Consider the following 22,691-nt stretch of genomic DNA (forward strand, 5'->3'; position numbering starts at 1 on the left):
TTATCCTATTAGTCTATATTTTAATAAAATTTGTAAATTACCCCTTTTTATTTATATGCAATTAAAGATGTTAATGCTATTGATTTCTTTTATATTATATCTCTACGTATATTATCGTTAAAAAATTACTTATCTAAATTATAATAATACTTTTAACATGGATGGTAAGCTATGTCATGCAATAATATTAGAATTAGCCAATTAAAAATTGTTGTACATAGACCAACTGTTGGTGATAAATCATCATATTACTAACCCAATGTAATCTATCGTCAATATATGATAGGGCTGTGTAAATAACAAAAGTTTAACCATACTTAGTAAATTTAACACTTTTTGTGTATAATTAATTATGAAATAATATAATTTTTAAATAAATAATTTTAGGTCTTATTAACATCATTTTAATTTATTTTTTCCAAAAATATGAACCAAGGTGAGCTTATTGTCTTGTAGGTAAATTTATATTTATTATAAGTATTGATAAGTGCTTTTAAGCACAAGCTATTTTATATCTATTAGATTCTATTAGCTTCATCTTTAGTAAAGGAGCGATTATATGAAAGACTTTATTATACTCACTGATTCATGCTGTGACTTACCATCGGATATGCTTAATAACCTAAATATCCACTACTTAGGTCTTGTTTGCAATCTGGATGGAAAAGAATTTGTTGAAGACTCTGGTAAAACTCTTTCTTACAAGAAGTTTTATGATAGTATAAGAAGCGGTTCTATGCCTACCACTAGCCAGGTAAACAGCTATAGATTTTACGAAGAATTTGAGCAAGCTGTAAAGAATAACTTACCTGTTCTTTATGTAGGTTTCTCTTCGATTTTAAGTGGAACTTATAATAGTGCGGCAATAGCTAGAGAGGAAATATTAGAAAAATATCCTGAAGCAGATATATCTGTAGTAGATTCAAAATCGGCTTCAATGGGACATGGCCTCTTGGTATACTATGCAGCAAAGCTTAGAGAAGAAGGAAAGTCAAAGGAAGAAGTAGTTCAGTGGCTTGAAGATAATAAACTGAAGCTTTGCCATGTTTTCACCGTTGATGATCTTCAACACTTGAAAAGAGGAGGAAGAGTATCCCCTACAGCTGCAGCTATAGGAAGTCTATTGAATATAAAGCCTGTACTCTATGTAAATAACAATGGAGAACTAAAAAACTTTTTAAAGGCAAAAGGAAGTAAAAGAGCTATAAAGATGTTATTTGAAAAGTTTGAAGAACATGTAGTAAATCCTGAAGAGCAGGTTATATTTATCTGTCACAGCGACTACTTAGAAGGTGCTGAAGACTTAGCTCAAATGATAAAAGATAAGTATAAGGTCAAAGACGTAGTTATTAACTACATAGGTACTGTCATAGGCAGTCATACTGGAGCTGGAACTATCGGCTTATTCTTCCTTGGCGATACTAGAGAGCCTTAAGCATAATATTGCCCTTCTTCAGTATATTTTGTATAGTATAAATCACATTGTGTATAATCTAAATAATAGTAAAAAATCTTATTATTAAGTTATACTCTGCTAAATACTGTGTTGAAATTAAAATTTAAAGGAGATGTTAACGTGACAAGAAAAGATTTTATAGAAGAGTTAAGTAAAATCAATGACCTAGTAGCTATATGTAAGTTCGGAAGTCATGGTACAAAGTATTGGATAGAAGCCCGAAGCGACATTGATTTAGCTATAATAGTAGCACCTGGCATCTCCTTTATGGATACTCTATATATGGAAGACAGTATTTCAGCTTTATGTAAGAAATATTATTATTATGATAATATACATCTGACCTTTATTTTATTTGGTGATTTCTCAAGCAAATATGCAAGGATAGCTGTTGATAGTGAAGAACAATATATATTGGACGAAAATAGATGGTTTGATTTTCAACATTACGTTTTAAAATTCGCTAGACAAAATAGACAGTTTGAAAGAATGCTAAAGATAGATGAACAATATAGCTATTTTGGAGCTATCGTAGATGACACCTTATTATAAGTTATAAGTTTTAGAGCCAGTATAGATTGGGCTTACCTAATCCTATACTGGCTCTATTTAATAATTTGCAAAAGTACTTACTTTAGAATATCTTATAGAACATTAAACCTAGCCTTACTTCCCTCTCTAGCAGGAGTGACTTCAAGTCTTGCATCTATACGCTCCTTTAGCTCTGGAACGTGAGATATGATACCAACAAGTCTTCCACCCTGTTGTAAATCTATAAGACACTGTATAGCATTGTCCAAGGATTCTGGATCTAAGGTACCAAAGCCTTCATCTACAAACATAGTATCTAGGTTTATTCCTCCTGCGTAAGCTTGTATAACATCTGCAAGACCTAAGGCCAAGCATAAGGAAGCTTTAAAGCCTTCTCCGCCAGATAAGGTTTTAACATGTCTTGCTTTTCCTGTGTAGTTATCGAAAACCTCAAGTTCTAAGCCTTCTTGTTTTCTTCCCTTACCCTTTTCCTCTTTTCTTCTTAATACAAACCTTCCTCCAGCCATGTTGTAAAGTCTTGAGTTTGCAGCATCTATTATTTCATCAAAATATGCCGCTAATACATATCTTTCAAAGGTAAGTCTTTCAGAATTATCTCCATTTACTATTCTTGCAAGCTCCGCCACCTTTGAGTATTTTTCTTCTTTATCTCCAATCAAGCTTGTAAGCTGCTGGATCTTATCTAATGCTTTTATATTTGTACTTACTCTAAAAGCTATCTTCTTTTCATCATCTCTAACAAGCTTTTCTTCATTTTTTAATTGAAGAAGACTTGTATTTATTTCTTCTAGATTTATATAATTTAGATTTTCAACTTCCTTCTCAGAAGCAGCATATCTATCTTGAAGTGATTTTAAGTTCTCATTATATTCTTTTATTTGCTTTTCTAATATTTTTATACTGTCTATAGTTAAAAAGGCTGCTTTATATTGATCAAAGCTATCAAATCCGCAAGATTTTAGCTTTAACTCTAACCGTTCCTTTAAGTTAACTGCCTGTTCTTCTATTTCTTTAAGATTATTTCTTTGAGTATTAAGCTCTGCCTCTATAGAAGCCTTATTAGTTGTAGCTCTGTTAAAAGCCTCTTGAGCTTTATTAAGTGCTTGAATCATATCTTCTATAATTTTTTCATTACCTTTTATCTTAGCTTCAAGGGCAGTTAAAACTCTTATACTCTCAGGAATTTCATTTTCTACGCTAACTAAAAGTTCCTGTTCAGCCTTTACCTTACCAAAAAGCTCTGTATATTCACCATCTAACTTTTCTATATTGCTAGTTCCAAGCTCATATTCCTTATCCAACTTATCAATTTCTAACTCTAGTTTTTCTTTTAAGTTGATGTTATTCTTTAGCTTCTCTATATCTTTATTTAAAACCTCAAGATCACTTGCTAGTGTCTTTCCGGCTTCAGCAGTATTATTGAGCTTGCTTTTTATATCTAAGTCTGACAACTTACCACTTAATACTTCCTTAAGCTTATCTTCTTGTTCTTTATACTTATTTTCTAATTCAGTTAAAGAAGCATTTAAAGCAGAAAGCTTTTGAAGCTTTTGTTGATACTCTTCATTTATCTTATCAAAATTATTCTTGTGTAGCTTTAGCTCATCTTCTGTTGGTACAGCTTCAATGGTTTTTGCAGGGCTTGGATGTTCAGTTGATCCACAAACCGGACAAGGCATTCCTTCTGAAAGTTCCTTAGCTAAAAGACCTGCCTGACCTTTCTTAAACAGTTCATCCATATACTCATAATCATGCTTTGTTTTCTTAAATTGTATTTCAGTGTTTAAAAATCCCTTTTTCTCAGCTTCATATAAAGAGATTGCTTTATTATAATCCTGATAGTACCTGTATAAAGTCCTAAGTTCATCAGTCTGAGTTTTCTTAGCTGCAAACTGTACTTCCTTAACTGAAAGATTTTCTTGCTCCTTTTGGAATTCCCTTACCTTTAAGTTTTTCTCTTCTATTAGTTTTTTCTGAAGTATTAGCTTTTGTCTTAAGTCTTTTCTTACTTCATCCTTTGACTTAATAACTCTATCTAATTCTACTATGTTTTTCTTCTTAACTTCGTATTCCTTAACCTTCGCCTCATAACTTTTAAGCAGTGAAACCTCGCTTAAAAGCTTGTTCTTATCAACTTCTCTTTTTAGTTCATTATCAAGTGTTAACTTTGAACCGTCTACTAGCTTTACGCTATTCTCTAAACTTATGGTTCCTTGGTTTATTAGATATTCTTTAGACTTTTTCTCCTGAAGCTTAGCTTCAAGCATTTCTTCCACTTGCCTTACTTCAGAAGCATTTCTAGCCAATATCAACGAGGTTTCTTTATTAATATATTCTTCTCTCTTACTTAATTCTTTCTCTAAGGCTTCCTTAAGTAATTTGCTGTTATCTATTTTTCTATTTATCTCTTGTCCTTGAAACAACTGCTTCTGTAATTTGTCTTGCTCATTTACCACCTTTTCTAAAGCATTCCTTATTTCAAGAACCTTAGCTTCATCTTCTTCTATCTTAAGCTTGCTCTGCTCCAATACCTCTGTAATATTTATGTTCTCTGCATTTACAAGGGTATTTAGCTTTTCGTCCTCACCGCTATCTATGTTTCTTATGTAAGTTCTTCTCTCATTACTTACATCCATTATCTCTCCATAGAGCTTTTTTCTCTGGATATCAAGCCTATTTTGTACCTCTAAGAAGGCTTCTGTTCCAAATATCTTTCTAAATATAGCTTCTCTATCTACACTCTCAGCCTCTAAAAGCTTTCTAAACTCACCTTGGGGAAGCATCACTATCTGCTTAAACTGCTGCTTATTTATACCAAGAACTTCATTTATCTTTTCATCTACGTTATTTACCTTAGTTATAACAGTTCCATCTGGCAAAATTAACTCCGCCTCTGCAGTTTTCAAGGTATAACCATCTCCTCTAGCCTTTCTTTTTAACTGCTGTGGATGTCTTTTTATCCTATATGCCTTTTCTCTAAGCTCAAACTCAAGCTCTACATAAGTTACATTTTCATCTGAGGCAAAGTCACTTCTTAAGCTGTCCTTATCTCTGCTGCTTCCAGAAGCTTCTCCATAAAGAGCAAAGCTTATAGCATCAAAGATAGTTGTTTTACCCGCCCCAGTTGGACCAGTTATTAAAAATATATTTTTACCTTTAAGAGCTTCAAAATCAATAACTTGCTCATCAGCATAAGGGCCAAAGGCACAAACAGTTAATTTTATAGGTCTCATCTACTTTACCGCCCTTTCTACATCCCTTATGATGTCAGTTATTATATCTAGCTTATCAGCTTCAATATCCTTTCCACTTATGGCTTTATAAAACTCTTTGAAGAGCTCAGCTTTTCCCTTAGTCTTATATCCTAAGGAAGCTGCAGTCTTACTACCTTCCTTTTGAATAGAATTTTCTCTGCTAAGTCCCATTATGTTTGGATAAACCGCTCTAAGCTTTGATATAGGATCCACAAGTTCCCCCTCATCAGTAAGCACGGCAAATATATAGTCTTCTGTATTTGTTCCTCTATATACCTCTGGATTAATAAGTTCCTTAAGTGGTCCTTTTATGGTTCTCATATCTCTTCTAGGCTTAAAGTCTTTTATATCAACACTTACTTCTCCTTGAGCATCCACCTCAACCAAGGTAACACCTTTTCTTTGCCTTGCTTCCGAAAAAGAGTACTTTAAAAGTGAACCAGAATATCTAATTCTATCGGAACCCACCTTTTGTGGTCCATGAAGATGACCTAAGGCTGTATATGTAAAACCTTCAAATACTTGTCCACTTATTAGATCCGTACCGCCAATATTTAATGGTCTTTCCGAGTCGGAAACCTCAAGACCGGCTCTCTTCTTCTTTTCTTCTCCTAAGTCGTCTACCGCAACTTCCTCTATATCCCCCATAAAAGAAACATATCCATGAGCCACAATAACATTTCTATCCCCATAGTTTGACTGCTTTTTTATTTCCTCTATGAGCTTCTTCATAGCATCTTCATGAGTTCTAATGTTTGGATCTTTATATAATTCCCTTATAACCACTGGTTCTGCATAAGGTATCAAAAAGAAATTAACCTTTCCATGGCTATCTTCAAGTTCAACCTTCTTTATGCCTTCATTAAAGTTTCCTTGAATATATAATTTGTTCTTAGTCAGTATTCCAGAAGCAAAGGATACTCTCTCCGCACTATCATGATTGCCAGCTATAGCTATTATAGGTGTGTTTAATTCAAGCAATATCTTAGAAAACACCTTATCTAGTAATGTTACTGCCTCTACAGAAGGTACCGATCTGTCATATAAATCTCCAGCAATAACTAAAGCATCTGGTTTTTCTTCTTCTATTATCTTTACTAGCTGCTCTAAAACAAACTGCTGGTCTTCAATCATACTTATTTCATTTACTATCTTTCCTATGTGCCAATCACCTGTATGTATAAACTTCACTATATGCACCTCCTAAAACTTATCTATAATGTACTTAGTCGTATTTTAACATGTAATATATAAATAATAATATCACTAAAACCTTATATAGACCCATATTAAATACTGTAAAATACTAATTATATTTTATACTTCTACATAATAATTCATATTATAGATTATTGACCTAATGCAATTAGATTAGTACCAACCACTATATTCTTTTTGAACTAATCTCTAAAAAACTATGTAAAAAACCTTATGAAAAAATTATGGTAATAAAATGCCTTATTACTAGTTAACAATAAAATAAATCAAGCAGAAGTAATTAATTCACTTCTGCTTGATTTACTTTAGACTTACAGCTTGCAGAATATGCCACAGGGAATGTGACTAAAACAATCATCCAAAATATCACTAACAGTACATTGTCATTTATAAGGAATGAAAAGACAGGGAATACAAACCAGAACTTACTGCTGAGTATCTTTTTAATATTATTTTTCATTTTTAATAATCTCCTTATATTTTATATAATAACATTTACTGTAATATATACACAAGAAATAACCCGTACTTGAACTCAAGTACAGGTTATCTCTTTATAATTTGTCGTTGATTAAAATAATATTAAATTGGAGGTTAAATAGTAATATTTTAAATATACAGCTTTGATAGGAAAAACTTAATGCTATATTATCCCCATAAAAACATTAAATTTATACAATCATAAGCTATATTATTTAACTTGGTTATACTTTTTCTTTATTGGATGCTTTGATTTCTATAACAGGTCTATAAACTGTTAAATTGAAATCCTGCATCTCTGTATATATCTATTTCTATATTAAATTAGCCCTCTTAACTTTATAATTTCAAGTCATACTAATTTTAGGCAGTATAAAGTCTGCCTTATCTCTTTATGTTTGTATGACTTTTATTTTAAAAATTCGCTGAAGCGACTTTATTTAGTGAATTTTTTGCGCATCTGCCTTTCCGAGTGTATATGAGGAAAATCTGGCAGGCGATATAATTTTTCTTTTTTATTCTTTCTCCTATATATACACTTATACTGTCTATACATACTTGTCCATAACTTTATCTTTTATATAAATTACTAAAGAATAAAAAAAGACGCAAAATCCATATACCTATGAATTAAGCGCCATTGCTTATGCTTTATAAGAATTTATTATCCTCTTTGCTACATCTCTCATAGGCCTCTTGCTATTCATACTTTCCTTCTGAATCCTTCTGTAGGCCTCATTTTCTTCGATGTTTTCTTTTTTCATCAATAATTGTTTTGCTTTATCTATTAAAAGTTTATCCCCCACTGGTCTAGTGCTTCCTTCAGCTTTCCCTCTCTTGTTCTGGGCTATCTCTTCAATAATATCACTTACGGTATGCAAGAACCCGCTAGGTTTTATGGGCTTTTGCATACATATTATTCCCATCTGAGATGTCCACTTAGAAATTAGGTTATATTGCTGCGAAGTACATAGAAGTATTACCTTGCTTATTGCTTCCCCTGAAATAACTTTTGCAACCTCTGCCCCATTTGTATCTGTAAGCTCATAATTTATAATGACTATATCCGGCTTTGTAAGCCTGGCTTTTCTTATGAGCATACTTCCGGAAGTGCAGATGCCATCAACATTAAATCCTTTTTGAAGGAGAAGGCTTTTTATCTGTCCACCTGCTTTTAAAGTGCTTGTTCCTAATACAATCTTATAACTGTTAAGCATGCACTTCCCCCCATTTACCACTAGAATTTACTTAAATATTGATCGATCTCCCACTGATGTACCTTTGTTCTATAGTCATCCCATTCTAAATTCTTAGCTTCTCTATAAACTTGGAATGCATGATCTCCTAAAGTATCTTTAACTAAGCTATCCTTACTGAATTCTACTACAGCATCATAAAGATTGTCTGGTAGTCTATCTATACCATTTGCTTTTCTTTCTTCTTCAGTCATAGCAAATACATTAGCTTCTATGTTCTTAGGAGGAGTAAGATTTTTCTTTATTCCCTCTAATCCTGCTGCAAGACAAAGAGCTAGTGCCAAATATGGATTGCAGGATGGATCTGGGCATCTAAGTTCAATCTTAGTTGAGTTTTCTCTTGATATTGGTATTCTAACTAAAGGACTTCTATTTCTTGCAGACCATGAAACATATATAGGAGCTTCATAATCTGGAACTAATCTCTTATAAGAGTTAACTAGTGGATTTGTTACTGCAACTATTCCTTTTATGTGGTTAAGTAATCCAGCTATAAAGCTGTACGCATCCTTACTTATTCCAAACTCATCCTTTTCATCATAGAATGCATTAACACCATTCTTTGATAAAGACATGTTCATATGCATACCTGAACCATTGATTCCAAATATAGGTTTAGGCATAAAGGTCGCATGTAAACCGTGAGACTGAGCAATTGTTTTTACAACAGATTTGAAAGTCATAATGTTATCAGCAGTTTTCAATGCATTATCATATCTAAAATCAATTTCGTGCTGGCCTCTTGCTACTTCATGATGAGATGCTTCTATCTCAAAGCCCATCTGCTCTAGGGCAATACACATATCTCTTCTTGCTTCTTCTCCAAGATCTATATGACCTAAATCAAAGTAACTTGCATTATCGTGGGTATTTGTTGTAGGAGATCCATCATCGTTGGTGTGGAATAAGAAAAATTCACACTCTGGACCTACATTGAAGGTATACCCCAATTCTTTTGCTTCATTTATAACCTTTTTAAGAATGTATCTTGGATCACCAGCGAAAGGCTTTCCATCACCAGTGTAAACATCACAGATAAGTCTTGCTATGTTTCCATCAGGTGTAGACCATGGCATTACTTGAAAAGTATCTAAATCTGGTGCTAGATACATGTCCGCTTCTTCTATTCTAACAAATCCTTCAATTGATGATCCATCAAAGAAGCATTCATTATTAAGAGCCTTGTCTAGCTGTCTGGAAGTTATGGCTACATTCTTCATAGTTCCAAAAATATCTGTAAATTGTAGTCTTATAAATCTAACATCATTTTCTTCAACAAGCCTGACAATATCTTCTTTTGAATAAGACATAAAATTCTCTCCTTTACCCTTAATAATAATTAAAGACGCCTATATAGAGCCTTTATTAGACTCGATATAGAACGCCTTTGTTCATCGAATTAATCCTTAGTTATATCATACTATTAATAATATTCTGTACTTATAAAGTTGTCAATATCAATTGATATTAAAAATTGTAAATATACCTTCTTGTATCTAATATACCTTGAAGCCTGCCAGCTAATCATTATTGAGCAATAGTTTTCACTAGTTTTATACTGACGCCAACTATTCAATGCTCAAGCAAAAGAATTATAAAAACTAACATCTTTAATATCTATTTTACTTATATGCCACTTCAATTATATATTACAGAAATACGGCAGTTCAGTAAAACTTATTCTTAATAACTTGTATTATTTTGAATATATGTCTACTAAATTTAATATAACCTCAACAGCCTTTTCTATTGATTCCACTGCTGCATATTCATATTTACCATGGAAGTTCTCTCCTCCAGCAAATATGTTAGGTGTTGGTAGACCCATGAAGGACAATCTAGCACCATCTGTACCACCTCTTATAGGTCTAACAAGTGGTTTTACTCCAGCAGTCTCCATTGCCTTTATAGCATTCTCAACTATATACATAACTGGTTCAATCTTTTCCTTCATATTTCTGTACTGGTCTTTTAACTCTACATTAACAGTGCCTGCACCATATTTATCATTTAAGCACTTTTCAATCTGCTTTAACTTATTTTTCTTTGCTTCGTAGCCGTCATTAAAGAAATCTCTTATTATAAAGCCTAGATGAGTTTCTTCAACTTCTCCCTTTACATCAGTAAGGTGTATAAACCCTTCATAACCTTCAGTTTTCTCTGGTACCTCTTCTGATGGAAGCAAGTTAATAAACTCGTTAGCTATAAGCATAGAGTTAATCATCTTATTCTTTGCACTACCTGGATGAACATTTCTTCCCTTGATAGTAACCTTAGCTCCAGCAGCATTAAAGTTCTCATACTCTAATTCTCCTATAGCGCCACCATCCATTGTATAAGCAAGGTCTGCACCAAATAGTTCTACGTCAAAGTGATCTGCACCTTCACCTATTTCTTCATCTGGAGTAAAGCCTATTCTTATCTTTCCATGTTTTATTTCTGGATGATTTATAAGGTATTCTGCTGCAGTTACTATTTCAGCAAGTCCTGCCTTATCATCAGCACCTAAAAGTGTAGTTCCATCAGTAGTTATTAAGGTTTTTCCTTTATACTCTAATAGTTCAGGAAATTCTTTTGGAGATAATACTATGCTATTTTCAGCATTAAGTACTATATCTCCACCATCATAATTTTCTACAAACTTAGGATTAACATTTTCTCCACTCATGTCTGGAGATGAATCCATATGAGCTATAAATCCAATTGTAGGTACTTGCTTATCTATATTAGAAGGTATTGTGGCATATATATATCCATATTCACTTAATACAACCTCATCAAGACCTATTTGTTTTAACTCTTCAACTATTAACTTAGCTAATTCTAATTGACCCTTTGTACTAGGTGTAGTACCAGTTGTAGGATCAGACTTAGTATTAACCTTAACATACTTCAAAAATCTTTCTATTACTTGTGACATAATATCGCCTCTTTTCTTATAGTTCACTTAGTTCCATTCTATTATTATCATCCTTTATTGCTTTTAATGCAAGACCGAGGTATATAAGAGTTATTAATATATATATCTTATAAGAATGTGGTACATTAAGTCCAAATGCAACTCTTAATATATCAACTATTGTTGGTAAAGTTAATGAATAGATAGCTAGTTTATATAAATTCTCAAAATCAACCTTAGCCTTTATAAATATGTTTATGAGTAATCCAATTACGGCTACTATTAAGGCAGAGAACATATGTCCTATAAACATTACTATTATCCAAAGTGGAATTATAATAGCTACAAATATCTTAACCCATCCCATTAAGTGAACTAAATCAGCCTTAGTAAAAGTAACATTACCTAAGTCCGAATATTTAACTTCTTGAGTATCCTTAAAGTCCTGTTCTATTATAAGCTTATCCTTAAATATATACATTGTGCTCTTCTCATTTGATTTTATAGAAGCCTTATCAAATTCACTAGCATTTTTAGTTGTATCTACTATTATATAAGTATCTCCATCCTCGTATGTAAAAGGACTATTAGATACATTAAGCACGCCATTTTCTAGCTTAAAATCTACTGAATTTTTATCTAGCTCTTTTATTGCTTTGCTTACTCCTGTTACTCCTGAATACATAGGTTTTATACTGTTTAGCGTTCCTAAAAGTAAAGACATTAAAAATAAATACATAAAAGCTCTGCCTAAGGTTTCCTTGTTGAAGTTAACGTAATACTTAACATCTACTATAGACTTAATAAATTTTTTAAAGAACCTATCTTTTTTTGTCACCGCTTATTCCCTCCATGTTTATACCATTATATAGCAATTATACTATATTAAATATATAAAAAGAAGAGCAGTATATGCTACTCTTCCATATTTTTAGCTTCACTGATCAATATATTTCTTATCGCTAAGAATAGATATATAAAACCTATAATTATGTAGACATAGTTTATAAAAATTATGTTTATCCCTAAAATTCTTCTTATACAGCTCAACACCATAGAAGTTGTTATAGAGTATATGCTTAGCTTATATAAGTTTATGTACTTTATGCCTGCCTTTAGGGTTGCATTGACCAAAGTTCCAAGCATCGATACTATAAAGGCGGTAAACAGATTGGATACAAAAAACAGCACCGGTGCCGCAATTAGTATTATAAAAGATCCAGCCTTAAAGTCATACATGGATTGAATAAATTGCTTTTTATCAAAGTGCAAAAACTTTATAATGCTATATCTTGTTTCATCTATTGGCTTATCGCCATTTTTAATAAAAGCCTTGTCTTTAAGAATAAGAACTGATTTATTATATTTCTCTATATCAGAAACCTTAGTTTTACCTGTAGTGTCTATTAATATATAATAATCACTTTTTCTAAGTAAAATAGGCTGTTTACCATCAACCTTTAGTATGCCATTGCTAAAATTAAACTCAGGGAAGTCATATACAACCTCATGATGTATGGTATCCATAAATCTATAATAATTGAGAGTTGGTCTAATATAACCTATAAGGCCTAGAATAAGTGAAATTGTAAATAAATATACTACTGCTGCAGCTAGGCTTATTTGATTAAACTTTATATAAAACTTAGGGCTAGTCATAGACTTATAGAACTTAGTAACAAATGATATATTCTTATCCATATAATCTCCTCCTTCTTGTATTTTAGCCATTGAAGATTTTTTTAGTACTTATTGTTGTTTATTTTAAAAGAAACTTGGCAATAATTTAATTAAACTAGGAAGGCTAGCAATAGTTAAAGAAAACTTATAAAAAGTTATAAAACTATGATAATCTTTTATAAAATCCTCATTTCGTTGAGGTCGGTGGTCTATTGTGATTCCCATACATTGCGAAAGTGATGTAGTCAATGGTGAGGGTGTTTAGCACCGTGTGAAGAGATAAAGATTAATTTGATAAATATTAAGAAAGGAGATTGTTGACACTTCGTAAATTAAGCACTAACAAGCGTTTACGAATATGTACCGTGCGTTGTACGGGAATTTAAGCCTTTGGAGAACTACATCAAACAGAAGTAGTTTACTCTTTTGAGTTTACAAAATTGGGTTCAACGAAAAAGGAATGAACTTTATAGAGTTTTATAAAGTTTTGTCAACGGAGGATATAATTTGGAAAATGATAAAAATGATATAATTGATGAAAGTAATGAAGTTAATGAAAGTATTAAAAAAAGAAAGCCCCCTTTATCCAAAATTATTATCTTAAGCATATTTGCACTTTTTTGTATAGCAATGTCTTATTCCTTTTATGCTTATAATGATATAATCAGTGATTTTAAAATCGATTTTGATAAAAAGGATTATTCAGCAGCTAATTCTCTAATAGTTTCTAAAGGGAATTTTAATCCTGCAAAAAAACTATTGCTATATGGTGATTTAAAAAATTACTTTTCAACATATATAGATGACTTGATTTCTAATTATAAAAATAACAATATATCGGATGAAACTGCATTGTCAGTATTGAACGAGGTAGATAGATACGGCGTGGTTAGTGATAAAATTCGTGAATTTAAAAAGAAAATTCCTCTACTAACTGACTCAGCTAACAACTTTTCACTAGGAATGAAGCTTTATAAGGATAAAAACTATGCAGATGCTTACGCTGCCTTTGATAAGGTAAATAATTATGATGACAACTTCCTAAAAGCGGAAGAATATAAAAAAGAAGTGGCAAATTGTATAAAGCAAGAAACCTTAAGTTCTGCTGAAAAACTGGTTTCAGAAAACTACTTTTCAAAGGCAATCTCACTTTTAGAGGACAATACAAAGTATTACTCTAATGATAAAGAGGTGTTAAGTAAAATTGATGAATATAAGAAGGATAAAGATGATTTCGTAAACAAGTCTTCTAGCAGTAAAACTTCAGCTAATGATAAGGACGATTCAGCTTCCAATAGTACTTCGTCTAATACCGCAACCACTAATTCATCAAAGGATTCAAAAACTGATTCTCCTAAATCAAGTTCAAAGTCAGAAAACGGAACTAATAAAAGTAGTACAGACTCTAGTTCTAAGACGACTTCTGTATCGGCTATGGTCATAAACTCAAACACTATAAACTCACTTAACCTTAGCTCTGATACTTCTTACCTTGTATATGTAAACTTATCAAGTCAAAAAACTTATGTTTATAAAGGTAAGAAGAATGGTTGGAACTTACTAAAGGGCTTTTCATGCTCTACAGGAATAAAGGGAAGTGAAACTCCATCAGGAATATTCACAGTAAAGGAAAAAGGTGATTGGTTCTATTCAGATGAATATAAAGAAGGCGCAAAGTACTGGGTTCAGTTCGATGGAAATTACTTATTCCACTCACTGCCTTACAACTCATCTAAGAGTCAAATAACAGACTTTACTTTAGGTAAGGCAGCCTCCCATGGATGTGTAAGACTTAAAGTAGAAGATGCAAAATGGATATATGATAATGTTTCTAGAGGGTCGAAAGTAATAATAAACTAATCCCCCTAGCCTATTAAAAACAAAGATTAAGACTCAGCCGAATGCTGAGTCTTAATCTTTGTTTTATCAACTTACTTACAACTTGAAGTATTTCATTAAGCTCATATATAAAGATAATATTATATTTAAAATATATATTTTTCTTATCATTAACTTATGTTTTTTAATTATATACCAAACTATATATTAAACTTATTACTAAATATACAGCTCCGAATAAATCTTTTCTAACTCTAAGCTATTATTATAGTACATATCTCTTACTACTCTACTTTCCTTTAGAAAGATAAATCTTGAACTTATATTATATACAAAATCTAAGATATGACTAGATATTATAATAATACTACCTTTATTCTTACAATGACCTATTTGTTTCTTTAATGTAATTATTCCTTTGGTATCTAGTCCATTAGTGGGTTCATCAAGTATTATTAGCTTTGGCTCACCTAAAAATGCACTAATTATCCCAACCTTCTTTTTCATTCCCATAGATAAATTCTTTATAATTTGATGTCTATGCTCCCATAAATCATAATCGATCAAAGCTTCTTTAATACTATCTTTCAAATTTTTATTGAACTTAGTAGAAGCTATAAACGTCAATAGCTCATATACACTCATCTTTTCATATAGAAACATTTCTTCTGGTAAATATCCAATATATCTTTTAGTACTTGTAGAAATTGTATCCATATTATCAATTAAAACATTACCTTTTTCAGATTTCATTATACCTGCCATAATTTTTAATGTTGTAGATTTACCTGAACCATTAGGACCTATAAGGGTTAAAATCTCTCCATCTTCTATTTCAGCAGAGAAATCAACTACTCCCATGTTATTTGAATACAATTTCGTAACTTTGTTAGCTACCAGCATAGAACACCACTTCTCCCTAAATACTTAATGTAATTTCAGTATTATCAATTATAAAAATACCTTATCCAATTCTTATATCCTCTCTTTAGTGCTATATAAATTAATAGTATTGGTAGAACGGGTATGAATAATAGAACACTTTCTACCAACATAGGTATATTGGTTTTATCTATCTTTGGATAGTGCATAACTAATATACTATTGTAATATATTGACAAAAATGAAGATAAGACAATTAAACCTACTATAACTAATAGTAATTGGTGAAGTAATATAGATCTTATGGAATATACCAATATAAATTGATACGTTGATATAAATAAGACGCTAATTATTTTAGAAAAAACAAACACATTATACTTTATTGGTAACTGCTTATAAAGTATAAAATTACTTGCCTCAATTTTATATAATTCTTGACAGTATGCAACGTTTAAATAGATAATAACACTAGTTATAATCAAATATATTTTTAAATCATTATTAAATAAAGCAATAATTATATAAACTAAAAAAGAAAAAACTTGTAGGATAAAAAAATCTACATTTCTTATTAAAGAAAAATAATCTTTTATTATATGTGCTATAACTGCATTATTAAAATTAGTTGGTTTATAAAACAAATCTCTTATGTTATCAAATTTAACTTTATGATAGTTTATGTGATAATCATAAATATGAGCCCTACCTACAATTACCGTAAAACATATGCATGAAAACATAGAGAAAAAGAATATAAAAGAAAAGTCGTTATATAGTTTTTGTAAAATGAATCTCACTAAATAATTATTAAATAATGTTTGAGTTATATAACCATTGTTTAATAACAAAGTTCTAATACTAAAAAGTTTATAACAACTTAAAGCTACTAATATATAACCACTTGCCATCATTAATCTTTTACCAATTAATGATATATTAATTGATAAGAAAACTAACATTATTACTTGGTATATTACCAAGTATAATAGTAAATATCCAAACAAATTCATAACAATTCCTAATATATCTGTTTTAAAATTAATAACTCCATATATGCAAGAAAGCACATAAAAGTAGCTTCTTTGTCTGAGTAATCCTATTATGCATACCTGAACATCGTTATAAGAAACACCTTTTAAGAATGTAATTTCTCCATTAGTAATAAAGTTCTTTATATTTCGTATAATTACACTAATCATAATAACACTATATATTAAAATAATTAATTCATTTACATGCTCATAATTCTTACCATACTTGTAACAAAGAAATATCTTTAAAAAAACACCACAATAGTTTAGCAAAAAAAATGAGCCTAAATATATAGTTAACTGCCTATATATTTTCTTTAAATCATTAGCTCTTAGCCAATGTATTAAACTTGTATTCATAAATTAAACTCCTTAGATAAAAGTACAGTTATTACTTAAAGCTTCTAAAAACGAATGTTAAAGAATATTTATAAATTATATGTATTACCTTCAAAACATTCTTTAAACTTATGTTAAACTTTCTTATAAGCATATATACTTTATATCCATCAGTTGTAATGAAATATTTATTTAAAGGCATCAATGAAAAAAAAGGTACAATCAAGAATCCAAATATTAACCGTAATACTGATCTAATATAAATTGTATGTTTAAATGCAATAAAAAATATTATAGTAAAGAAAATTGAAATCACACCCCAAAATAATGACATAATAGGGCCTGCTAATGATATATATAATATATCATTATTATTAAACTTACCATTAAAATACACTGAAACCCCTATACAAATTCTAACTTTTTTTAATTTTACAGTATCAAACTGTAGTGACTTCACTTGGTCTCCTCTTCCCTGAATTATTAAAATAGAAGCGTGAAAGGTTTCTTCTATTACTATAGACATAAATATCAAAAACATAAATATAGCTATATTTATAACCATATTAGGTTTAAAAATCCCCTTATTTAAACACAGTATTATAATTATAACACTTGCTATAGGCATAATTAAATTTATAAATACCTGCAACATTATATATACCAATAATGAGAAAAAGTTTTCTTTTTTGCCTTGTGGTATATCAACATGAAAACTATCGACCATAAACCAATTCTCCTACTTAGTTAGTTATTTCAGCAACTTGTTGCTTTAAGTACTTACTTATTCTTCTATAAATCTCTTTTGCTTCTGGCCTTATTTGCCCTTTGCTTAATTTTATTAGAGCATCATAATAGAGTTTTTGTATATCTTCCCTACTAAAATTGTCTGTATCATATACTGGTGTTAGTGTATTATAGTTATCTGTATCAAAATCCATAATCTTTATTCCAACCCTCTCAGGATTATTATACATAAATGTACCTGGGAAAGGCGTTGATACACTAAAAACTACCTTTGCTCCATAAGACTGTAATTCTAATGCAAATTCTATTGACTTATTAATAGTTTCAATTGTATCATATGGTTGTCCTATCATTAAACATGTAGCAGTGCTAATTCCTAACTCCTTAGCCCACAAAAAGGTATTTCTTATCTGCTCAATAGTAATACTCTTTCTTAGACAATCCAACATTTCCTGACTACCAGTCTCTACGCCAAATTGGATAGAAGTACATCCACATTCTATCATTTCTTTCAATAGCTCCTTAGTCATTATATCAACTCTTGACTCACAATTCCAAGTCACACCTAATTTCTCTTCCTTAAGTAGCTTCAGTAACCTATGTAATCTATCTACATCTGCAGTCATTGTATCATCTACTATTTGTATATGATTATTGCCAAGTGACTTTAAGTATTTAAATTCCTCTATAACATTCTCTGCTGTTCTTACTCTATACCGTCCACCTGATAAAGCCGTAGCTGCACAAAATATACACCTTCCTGGACACCCCCTACTTGTAGAAATACTTGCTGGCACAGCATATTTCTCTAGGTCATATAACCTTCTATCTGGAAAAGGTAACATATCTAAATTCTCAATAAATTCTTTACGTTGGTTCTTCTTAATTACACCATCACTAATATATGAAATCCCTTTAATCTTATCTAGACTACCAACACCTTTTATATAGTAGTCACATAATTCTTTTACTATTAATTCCCCTTCATGTCTTACAACTAAATCAATAAATCCTGATTTCAATGCATCCTCATATTCAAATGTAGCATGACATCCACCCATAAATACTACTATATCGCTATCAATTAATTTTATATGCTTTGCAATTGCTAAACCACACTTATATGTCTCAGTAGTTGTCGATATTCCAATAATTTTAGGATAATCTGATTTAATTAAACTTTCTAAATCAATAATAGTAACTTCTTTAATATAAAAATCAAGTATCTTAGCAGAATAGTTATTTCTAATAAGCCATGTACCTATATAACCTAGACCTAATGGTGGAAGCCCCTGTAACCTATGAGATAAAATACTACCTGGAAATGGAGATGGTGCATTTATCAAAAGAACATCTAACTTACTATAAGCTCTCGTTTTTTTCATATAAAACACCTACCTTATCTTTATATAATGGATCCCAGTTCTTTATTAAAATTCCCTCCTGATTTAGCATTTCCATTAATCTGCATATATCATCGTAAACCTTATCTTCATCAGATATATCAAAAACATTAACAATCCTTTTAATAATCTGTTCAACTGTGTTTTTACCATTTGCCATATCCCAAAACACTGCAGATACAGAGTTTAACTCAACAACATGATTAAACCCAATAATATAAGCTCTGTTATCTTCAATCTTATAGCTTTGAATTACTCTACAAGGTTTAAATTGTAACATATACATCAATCCTTTCTTTTACTAAATTAATTTTCCACTTAAAAGGAGAGCATATTATAATACTCTCCTACTGTCATTTAAGATGCCGATGTCGGAGGCCATAATACTGAAATTACAATTGCCCCAACGACTGCTAGAGCAAATGCAGAAGAATGTACATCAACACAAACCTCTTCATCCTCAATAATCTCCATAACTGGTTCTTCGTACTTCATTTTCCCACCTCCCATCAAAGTCAAAACTACATGCAAATATTGACTTATAATATATAGATAACTTGTACTAGTATAGAACTTTATATAATATATAAAGACTAACTAAATCAAGAAACCTTCATAGTAATATACTCAATTACTCCATATATTCCATTGCCCATATAGAATATGCATCCATAAAATATAAATTTTAACAAATAATTATATTAAAAATCCAATAAAGTTTCAATTTGTGTTTCATTGAACAACTTCTCTTAATATATATTTACATATATACCATTTTACTGTATATTATACATTATATTACTCAACATTGGCGAGTACAATATTAAATTTGTAAATTAATTATGTCACATGCAAAGTAATTACTAATTTAAAATAACTTAATTTATATAGTTTATTTAACTAATAAAACAATTAACTTATTAATAACAAACATATAAATTAGATTTTATTTTTATCTTATTATTATATCTGTATAGCACACAACTAACTTAAAGTCTCATTTTATAAGTTATTAGATTAACCTATCCATAACAATAAAATAAAGTTTCACACTACTACAATTAGATAACTATATTAAAACTTAAACCACTTTATTAGCTAAAAAAATTCCCCTACAAAACAATATCTTTACTAATATGTTCTGTAGAGGATGCTTATAAACTATTTATCTAAACCATGATTGTATATTCTTCTATTCTCCAGTGACCACAATCTTTCAGAAAATTGTTTTTCATCAGTCTCGCCTGTGACTCTTCTTATATCATACATTCTTGCATCAATGATATCTATATAGTGAAGCATTTCAGCCTCAGCTATCATAGGCTTTACGGGGCTTCCGTACTCTGGCTCATAGTGATGAGATAGTATCATATGCTGTAGTAGTACAATGACTTCTCTGTCAGCCTTAAAGCTTTCTCCCACAACCTCAACGTCTTTTATTCCTTGGGTTATGTGTCCAAGTAGTGTACCTTCTAAACTATATTCAGATACAATACCTAGTTCATTTGAATCCATTTCCTTCATCTTGCCAAGGTCATGAAGTATCACTCCTGCGTAAAGTAAATCTTTATTTAGAAATGTATAAATTGAGCTTAAGTTCTCTGCTACAGTTAGCATTGTCATTATGTGATATAATAGACCACCTCTTATGGCATGATGATTCTTTTTAGCCGCTGGATAGTACATTAACTTTTCTTTGGAACTTTCAAATAGATACCCAACTATATTTCTTATATCTTGGTTTTTCATATTATCTATATATTCTTTTATCTTTGAGAACATGTATTCACTATCAAAAGGCGCACTTTGAACATAATCCTGTATGTTCACGTCATCCTCTTTATCTATATTTCTTATCTTTTCTATTTTAAGCTGAAGATTTCCCTGCCAAGCAGAAACCATTCCTCTAATCTTAACTATTGTGTTATCCTTAAAAGCATTTTCATTGTCATCATTAACTTCCCATAGCTTTCCCGCTATTTCTCCAGTACTATCCCCTAAAGCAAAATCCAAGTATTTTTTTCCGTTAGCATTTGCTGTTTTTAAGCTTAGTGATTTTATTAAGAAAAAGCCTTCTATTCTTTCATTCTGTTCAAATTCGTTAATTTTTTTCAATTCTATACCCAATGCAACTTACATCCTTTCGTCAATATCCTATTAATAATTATATCTTTAGTTATAGAAACATAAACATAAGTTAGTAAAATATTTTATTTAATGCTTATACTATATATTATATACTTAAATTAGTATGAAAGTATCAATTAGTTTCTATAGGAGGATATGACATGAACATTCCAAAGGAAGTAAAGTTTATAATAGATAAGTTTTATGAAAATGGCTATGAAGCCTTTATAGTTGGTGGATGTGTTAGAGACAGTCTAAGAGAAGTATCTCCCCACGACTATGATATAACTACTAATGCACTACCAGATAAAATCCAAGAATTATTTGAAAAGACAATACCAACTGGCATAAAACATGGTACCGTAACGGTGCTTATCCATGGAAACAGCTATGAAGTAACCACCTATAGAATTGATGGGGAATATATAGATAATAGAAGACCGGAATCTGTAGAGTTTGTTTCTGATATAAAAGAAGACTTATCAAGAAGAGATTTTACCATAAACGCTATGGCTTATAATTCTAACGAAGGCCTTATAGATTACTTTAATGGGAATGAAGATCTTCAAAATAAATTGATAAAAGCCGTTGGAGATCCTGATAAGAGATTTAACGAAGATGGCTTAAGAATGATGAGGGCCATAAGATTTGCAGCTCAATTAGGTTTTACTATTGAAGAAAAAACCTTAACTTCCATTAAGAAAAATAATGATCTTATAAAGAATATAAGTGCTGAAAGAATAAGAGATGAATTTATAAAACTAATAATATCCGACAATCCTAGTTTAGGATTAAGGCTTCTAGCAGATACAGGTATACTAGAGCACATACTACCTGAACTTGCTATCTGCATAGGCTTCGATCAGCATACTCCATACCATGATAAAGATATCTTTAACCATACCATCTCTGTTGTGGAAAAAGTGCCAAACATAGTTTATCTAAGGCTTGCAGCTTTATTTCACGATATAGCAAAACCCATATGCTTTACTTTAGATGAAAATAACATTGGTCACTTTTATGGTCATAACAATAAGGGAGAAAATCTTACAAGAAAGATTTTAAGAAGACTGAGAGTAGATAACTTAACTACAGATATGACTTGTACCTTGGTAAAGGAACATATGAATGTGCTTGTAGCTCCAACAGATATAGCTCTTAAACGTATGATAAATAGGGTTGGTAAGAGTTTAGTTTTTGATTTGTTTAAACTTCAAAGAGCTGATATACTGTCCTCTGCTCCTCCATTCTTGTATTTAGCTCATGTAGATATTATGGAGAATAAAATCAATGAAATATTAAACTCAAAAGCTCCCTTATCCTCTAAGGAACTAGCCATAAACGGCAATGACCTGATAAATGAATTAGGATTAAAACCAGGTAAACACTTAGGAGAACTTCTAAACTATCTATTAGAAAAGGTACTTAAAGATCCTTCTTTAAACAGCAGAGAAAAGTTATTTGAATTAGCTAAAGAATACCAAGCTTACAATAAGCCTTCTAAATAGTTTTTGAAAGGATTTTA

The 22,691-nt window shown here is 30.7% G+C and carries 19 protein-coding genes; 4 read left to right on the forward strand and 15 right to left on the reverse strand.

The genetic code is table 11. From position 1 onward, the window contains the following. Positions 1-559: 559 nt before the first annotated feature. The gene (locus C1I91_RS00990; RefSeq protein WP_128210820.1) at positions 560-1,435 is read left to right on the forward strand and encodes a DegV family protein; all 876 of its coding nucleotides are present in this window, start codon (positions 560-562) and stop codon (positions 1,433-1,435) included. Between the two features lie 141 nt (positions 1,436-1,576). Continuing rightward, positions 1,577-2,008 (forward strand): nucleotidyltransferase domain-containing protein, encoded by a 432-nt coding sequence (locus C1I91_RS00995; RefSeq protein ID WP_128210821.1) that lies wholly within the window; start codon positions 1,577-1,579, stop codon positions 2,006-2,008. Positions 2,009-2,100: 92 nt separating this feature from the next. Here C1I91_RS00995 and C1I91_RS01000 read toward each other — a convergent pair whose 3' ends face one another. The 8 genes from C1I91_RS01000 to C1I91_RS01035 all read right to left on the reverse strand — a co-directional run bounded on the left by C1I91_RS01000 (position 2,101) and on the right by C1I91_RS01035 (position 12,816). Beyond that, the gene (locus tag C1I91_RS01000) at positions 2,101-5,241 is read right to left on the reverse strand and encodes an AAA family ATPase (protein WP_128210822.1); all 3,141 of its coding nucleotides are present in this window, start codon (positions 5,239-5,241) and stop codon (positions 2,101-2,103) included. Next, positions 5,242-6,453: an exonuclease SbcCD subunit D gene (locus tag C1I91_RS01005; protein WP_128210823.1), complete on the reverse strand. Its 1,212-nt coding sequence runs from the start codon at positions 6,451-6,453 to the stop codon at positions 5,242-5,244. A 307-nt stretch (positions 6,454-6,760) separates the two neighbouring features. Further along, positions 6,761-6,940: a hypothetical protein gene (locus C1I91_RS01010; RefSeq protein ID WP_128210824.1), complete on the reverse strand. Its 180-nt coding sequence runs from the start codon at positions 6,938-6,940 to the stop codon at positions 6,761-6,763. Between the two features lie 664 nt (positions 6,941-7,604). Continuing rightward, entirely contained in the window at positions 7,605-8,177 is a 573-nt protein-coding gene (locus C1I91_RS01015; protein ID WP_128210825.1) for an ANTAR domain-containing response regulator, read from the reverse strand. A gap of 20 nt (positions 8,178-8,197) precedes the next feature. After that, positions 8,198-9,526 carry a type I glutamate--ammonia ligase gene (gene glnA / locus C1I91_RS01020; RefSeq protein WP_128210826.1) on the reverse strand — a complete coding sequence of 443 codons (1,329 nt, stop codon included), beginning with the start codon at positions 9,524-9,526 and terminating at the stop codon, positions 8,198-8,200. A 386-nt stretch (positions 9,527-9,912) separates the two neighbouring features. Further along, positions 9,913-11,136, reverse strand: coding sequence for a peptidase T (gene pepT, locus C1I91_RS01025; protein WP_128210827.1), 1,224 nt, complete (start codon positions 11,134-11,136; stop codon positions 9,913-9,915). Between the two features lie 16 nt (positions 11,137-11,152). Next, positions 11,153-11,953, reverse strand: a complete 801-nt coding sequence (locus tag C1I91_RS01030; protein ID WP_128210828.1) for a DUF1189 domain-containing protein — start codon at positions 11,951-11,953, stop codon at positions 11,153-11,155. Positions 11,954-12,030: 77 nt separating this feature from the next. Next, positions 12,031-12,816 (reverse strand): DUF1189 domain-containing protein, encoded by a 786-nt coding sequence (locus C1I91_RS01035; RefSeq protein ID WP_164880403.1) that lies wholly within the window; start codon positions 12,814-12,816, stop codon positions 12,031-12,033. A gap of 486 nt (positions 12,817-13,302) precedes the next feature. Here C1I91_RS01035 and C1I91_RS01040 point away from each other — a divergent pair, with 486 nt between their 5' ends. Beyond that, the gene (locus tag C1I91_RS01040) at positions 13,303-14,655 is read left to right on the forward strand and encodes a L,D-transpeptidase (protein ID WP_128210830.1); all 1,353 of its coding nucleotides are present in this window, start codon (positions 13,303-13,305) and stop codon (positions 14,653-14,655) included. A gap of 198 nt (positions 14,656-14,853) precedes the next feature. Here the strand turns inward: C1I91_RS01040 and C1I91_RS01045 are convergent, their stop codons facing one another. From C1I91_RS01045 to C1I91_RS01070, 7 genes are all read right to left on the reverse strand, one after another. Then, positions 14,854-15,537, reverse strand: a complete 684-nt coding sequence (locus tag C1I91_RS01045; RefSeq protein WP_128210831.1) for an ATP-binding cassette domain-containing protein — start codon at positions 15,535-15,537, stop codon at positions 14,854-14,856. 44 nt (positions 15,538-15,581) lie between these two features. Further along, positions 15,582-16,910 carry a hypothetical protein gene (locus C1I91_RS01050; protein ID WP_128210832.1) on the reverse strand — a complete coding sequence of 443 codons (1,329 nt, stop codon included), beginning with the start codon at positions 16,908-16,910 and terminating at the stop codon, positions 15,582-15,584. 31 nt (positions 16,911-16,941) lie between these two features. Further along, complete coding sequence (locus C1I91_RS01055; RefSeq protein ID WP_128210833.1) at positions 16,942-17,616, reverse strand: hypothetical protein; 675 nt, start codon at positions 17,614-17,616, stop codon at positions 16,942-16,944. A 16-nt stretch (positions 17,617-17,632) separates the two neighbouring features. Further along, positions 17,633-19,021 (reverse strand): B12-binding domain-containing radical SAM protein, encoded by a 1,389-nt coding sequence (locus C1I91_RS01060; RefSeq protein ID WP_128210834.1) that lies wholly within the window; start codon positions 19,019-19,021, stop codon positions 17,633-17,635. Beyond that, positions 18,999-19,319 (reverse strand): PqqD family protein, encoded by a 321-nt coding sequence (locus C1I91_RS01065; protein ID WP_164880404.1) that lies wholly within the window; start codon positions 19,317-19,319, stop codon positions 18,999-19,001. The genes C1I91_RS01060 and C1I91_RS01065 overlap by 23 nt, the downstream gene beginning before the upstream one ends. 77 nt (positions 19,320-19,396) lie before the next feature. Then, positions 19,397-19,534, reverse strand: a complete 138-nt coding sequence (locus tag C1I91_RS27940; RefSeq protein ID WP_164880405.1) for a hypothetical protein — start codon at positions 19,532-19,534, stop codon at positions 19,397-19,399. Positions 19,535-20,200: 666 nt separating this feature from the next. Further along, positions 20,201-21,166, reverse strand: a complete 966-nt coding sequence (locus C1I91_RS01070) for a 3'-5' exoribonuclease YhaM family protein (protein WP_205694265.1) — start codon at positions 21,164-21,166, stop codon at positions 20,201-20,203. A 161-nt stretch (positions 21,167-21,327) separates the two neighbouring features. Between C1I91_RS01070 and C1I91_RS01075 the strand changes: the two genes are divergently transcribed. Further along, the gene (locus C1I91_RS01075) at positions 21,328-22,674 is read left to right on the forward strand and encodes a CCA tRNA nucleotidyltransferase (RefSeq protein ID WP_128210836.1); all 1,347 of its coding nucleotides are present in this window, start codon (positions 21,328-21,330) and stop codon (positions 22,672-22,674) included. Positions 22,675-22,691: the final 17 nt, after the last annotated feature.

The organism is Clostridium manihotivorum (genome assembly GCF_004015185.1).
Classification (GTDB): Bacteria; Bacillota; Clostridia; order Clostridiales; family Clostridiaceae; genus Clostridium_AR; species Clostridium_AR manihotivorum.

Excerpts from the sequence above, each read along its gene's own strand:
- C1I91_RS01065 (WP_164880404.1), bottom strand. The coding sequence starts at position 19,319 with ATGTTACAATTTAAACCTTGTAGAGTAATTCAAAGCTATAAGATTGAA.
- C1I91_RS00990 (WP_128210820.1), top strand. The coding sequence starts at position 560 with ATGAAAGACTTTATTATACTCACTGATTCATGCTGTGACTTACCATCG.
- C1I91_RS01060 (WP_128210834.1), bottom strand. The coding sequence starts at position 19,021 with ATGAAAAAAACGAGAGCTTATAGTAAGTTAGATGTTCTTTTGATAAAT.
- C1I91_RS01015 (WP_128210825.1), bottom strand. The coding sequence starts at position 8,177 with ATGCTTAACAGTTATAAGATTGTATTAGGAACAAGCACTTTAAAAGCA.
- C1I91_RS01045 (WP_128210831.1), bottom strand. The coding sequence starts at position 15,537 with ATGCTGGTAGCTAACAAAGTTACGAAATTGTATTCAAATAACATGGGA.
- C1I91_RS01055 (WP_128210833.1), bottom strand. The coding sequence starts at position 17,616 with ATGGTCGATAGTTTTCATGTTGATATACCACAAGGCAAAAAAGAAAAC.
- C1I91_RS01000 (WP_128210822.1), bottom strand. The coding sequence starts at position 5,241 with ATGAGACCTATAAAATTAACTGTTTGTGCCTTTGGCCCTTATGCTGAT.
- C1I91_RS01035 (WP_164880403.1), bottom strand. The coding sequence starts at position 12,816 with ATGGATAAGAATATATCATTTGTTACTAAGTTCTATAAGTCTATGACT.
- C1I91_RS01050 (WP_128210832.1), bottom strand. The coding sequence starts at position 16,910 with ATGAATACAAGTTTAATACATTGGCTAAGAGCTAATGATTTAAAGAAA.
- C1I91_RS01010 (WP_128210824.1), bottom strand. The coding sequence starts at position 6,940 with ATGAAAAATAATATTAAAAAGATACTCAGCAGTAAGTTCTGGTTTGTA.
- C1I91_RS01075 (WP_128210836.1), top strand. The coding sequence starts at position 21,328 with ATGAACATTCCAAAGGAAGTAAAGTTTATAATAGATAAGTTTTATGAA.
- C1I91_RS27940 (WP_164880405.1), bottom strand. The coding sequence starts at position 19,534 with ATGAAGTACGAAGAACCAGTTATGGAGATTATTGAGGATGAAGAGGTT.
- pepT (WP_128210827.1), bottom strand. The coding sequence starts at position 11,136 with ATGTCACAAGTAATAGAAAGATTTTTGAAGTATGTTAAGGTTAATACT.
- glnA (WP_128210826.1), bottom strand. The coding sequence starts at position 9,526 with ATGTCTTATTCAAAAGAAGATATTGTCAGGCTTGTTGAAGAAAATGAT.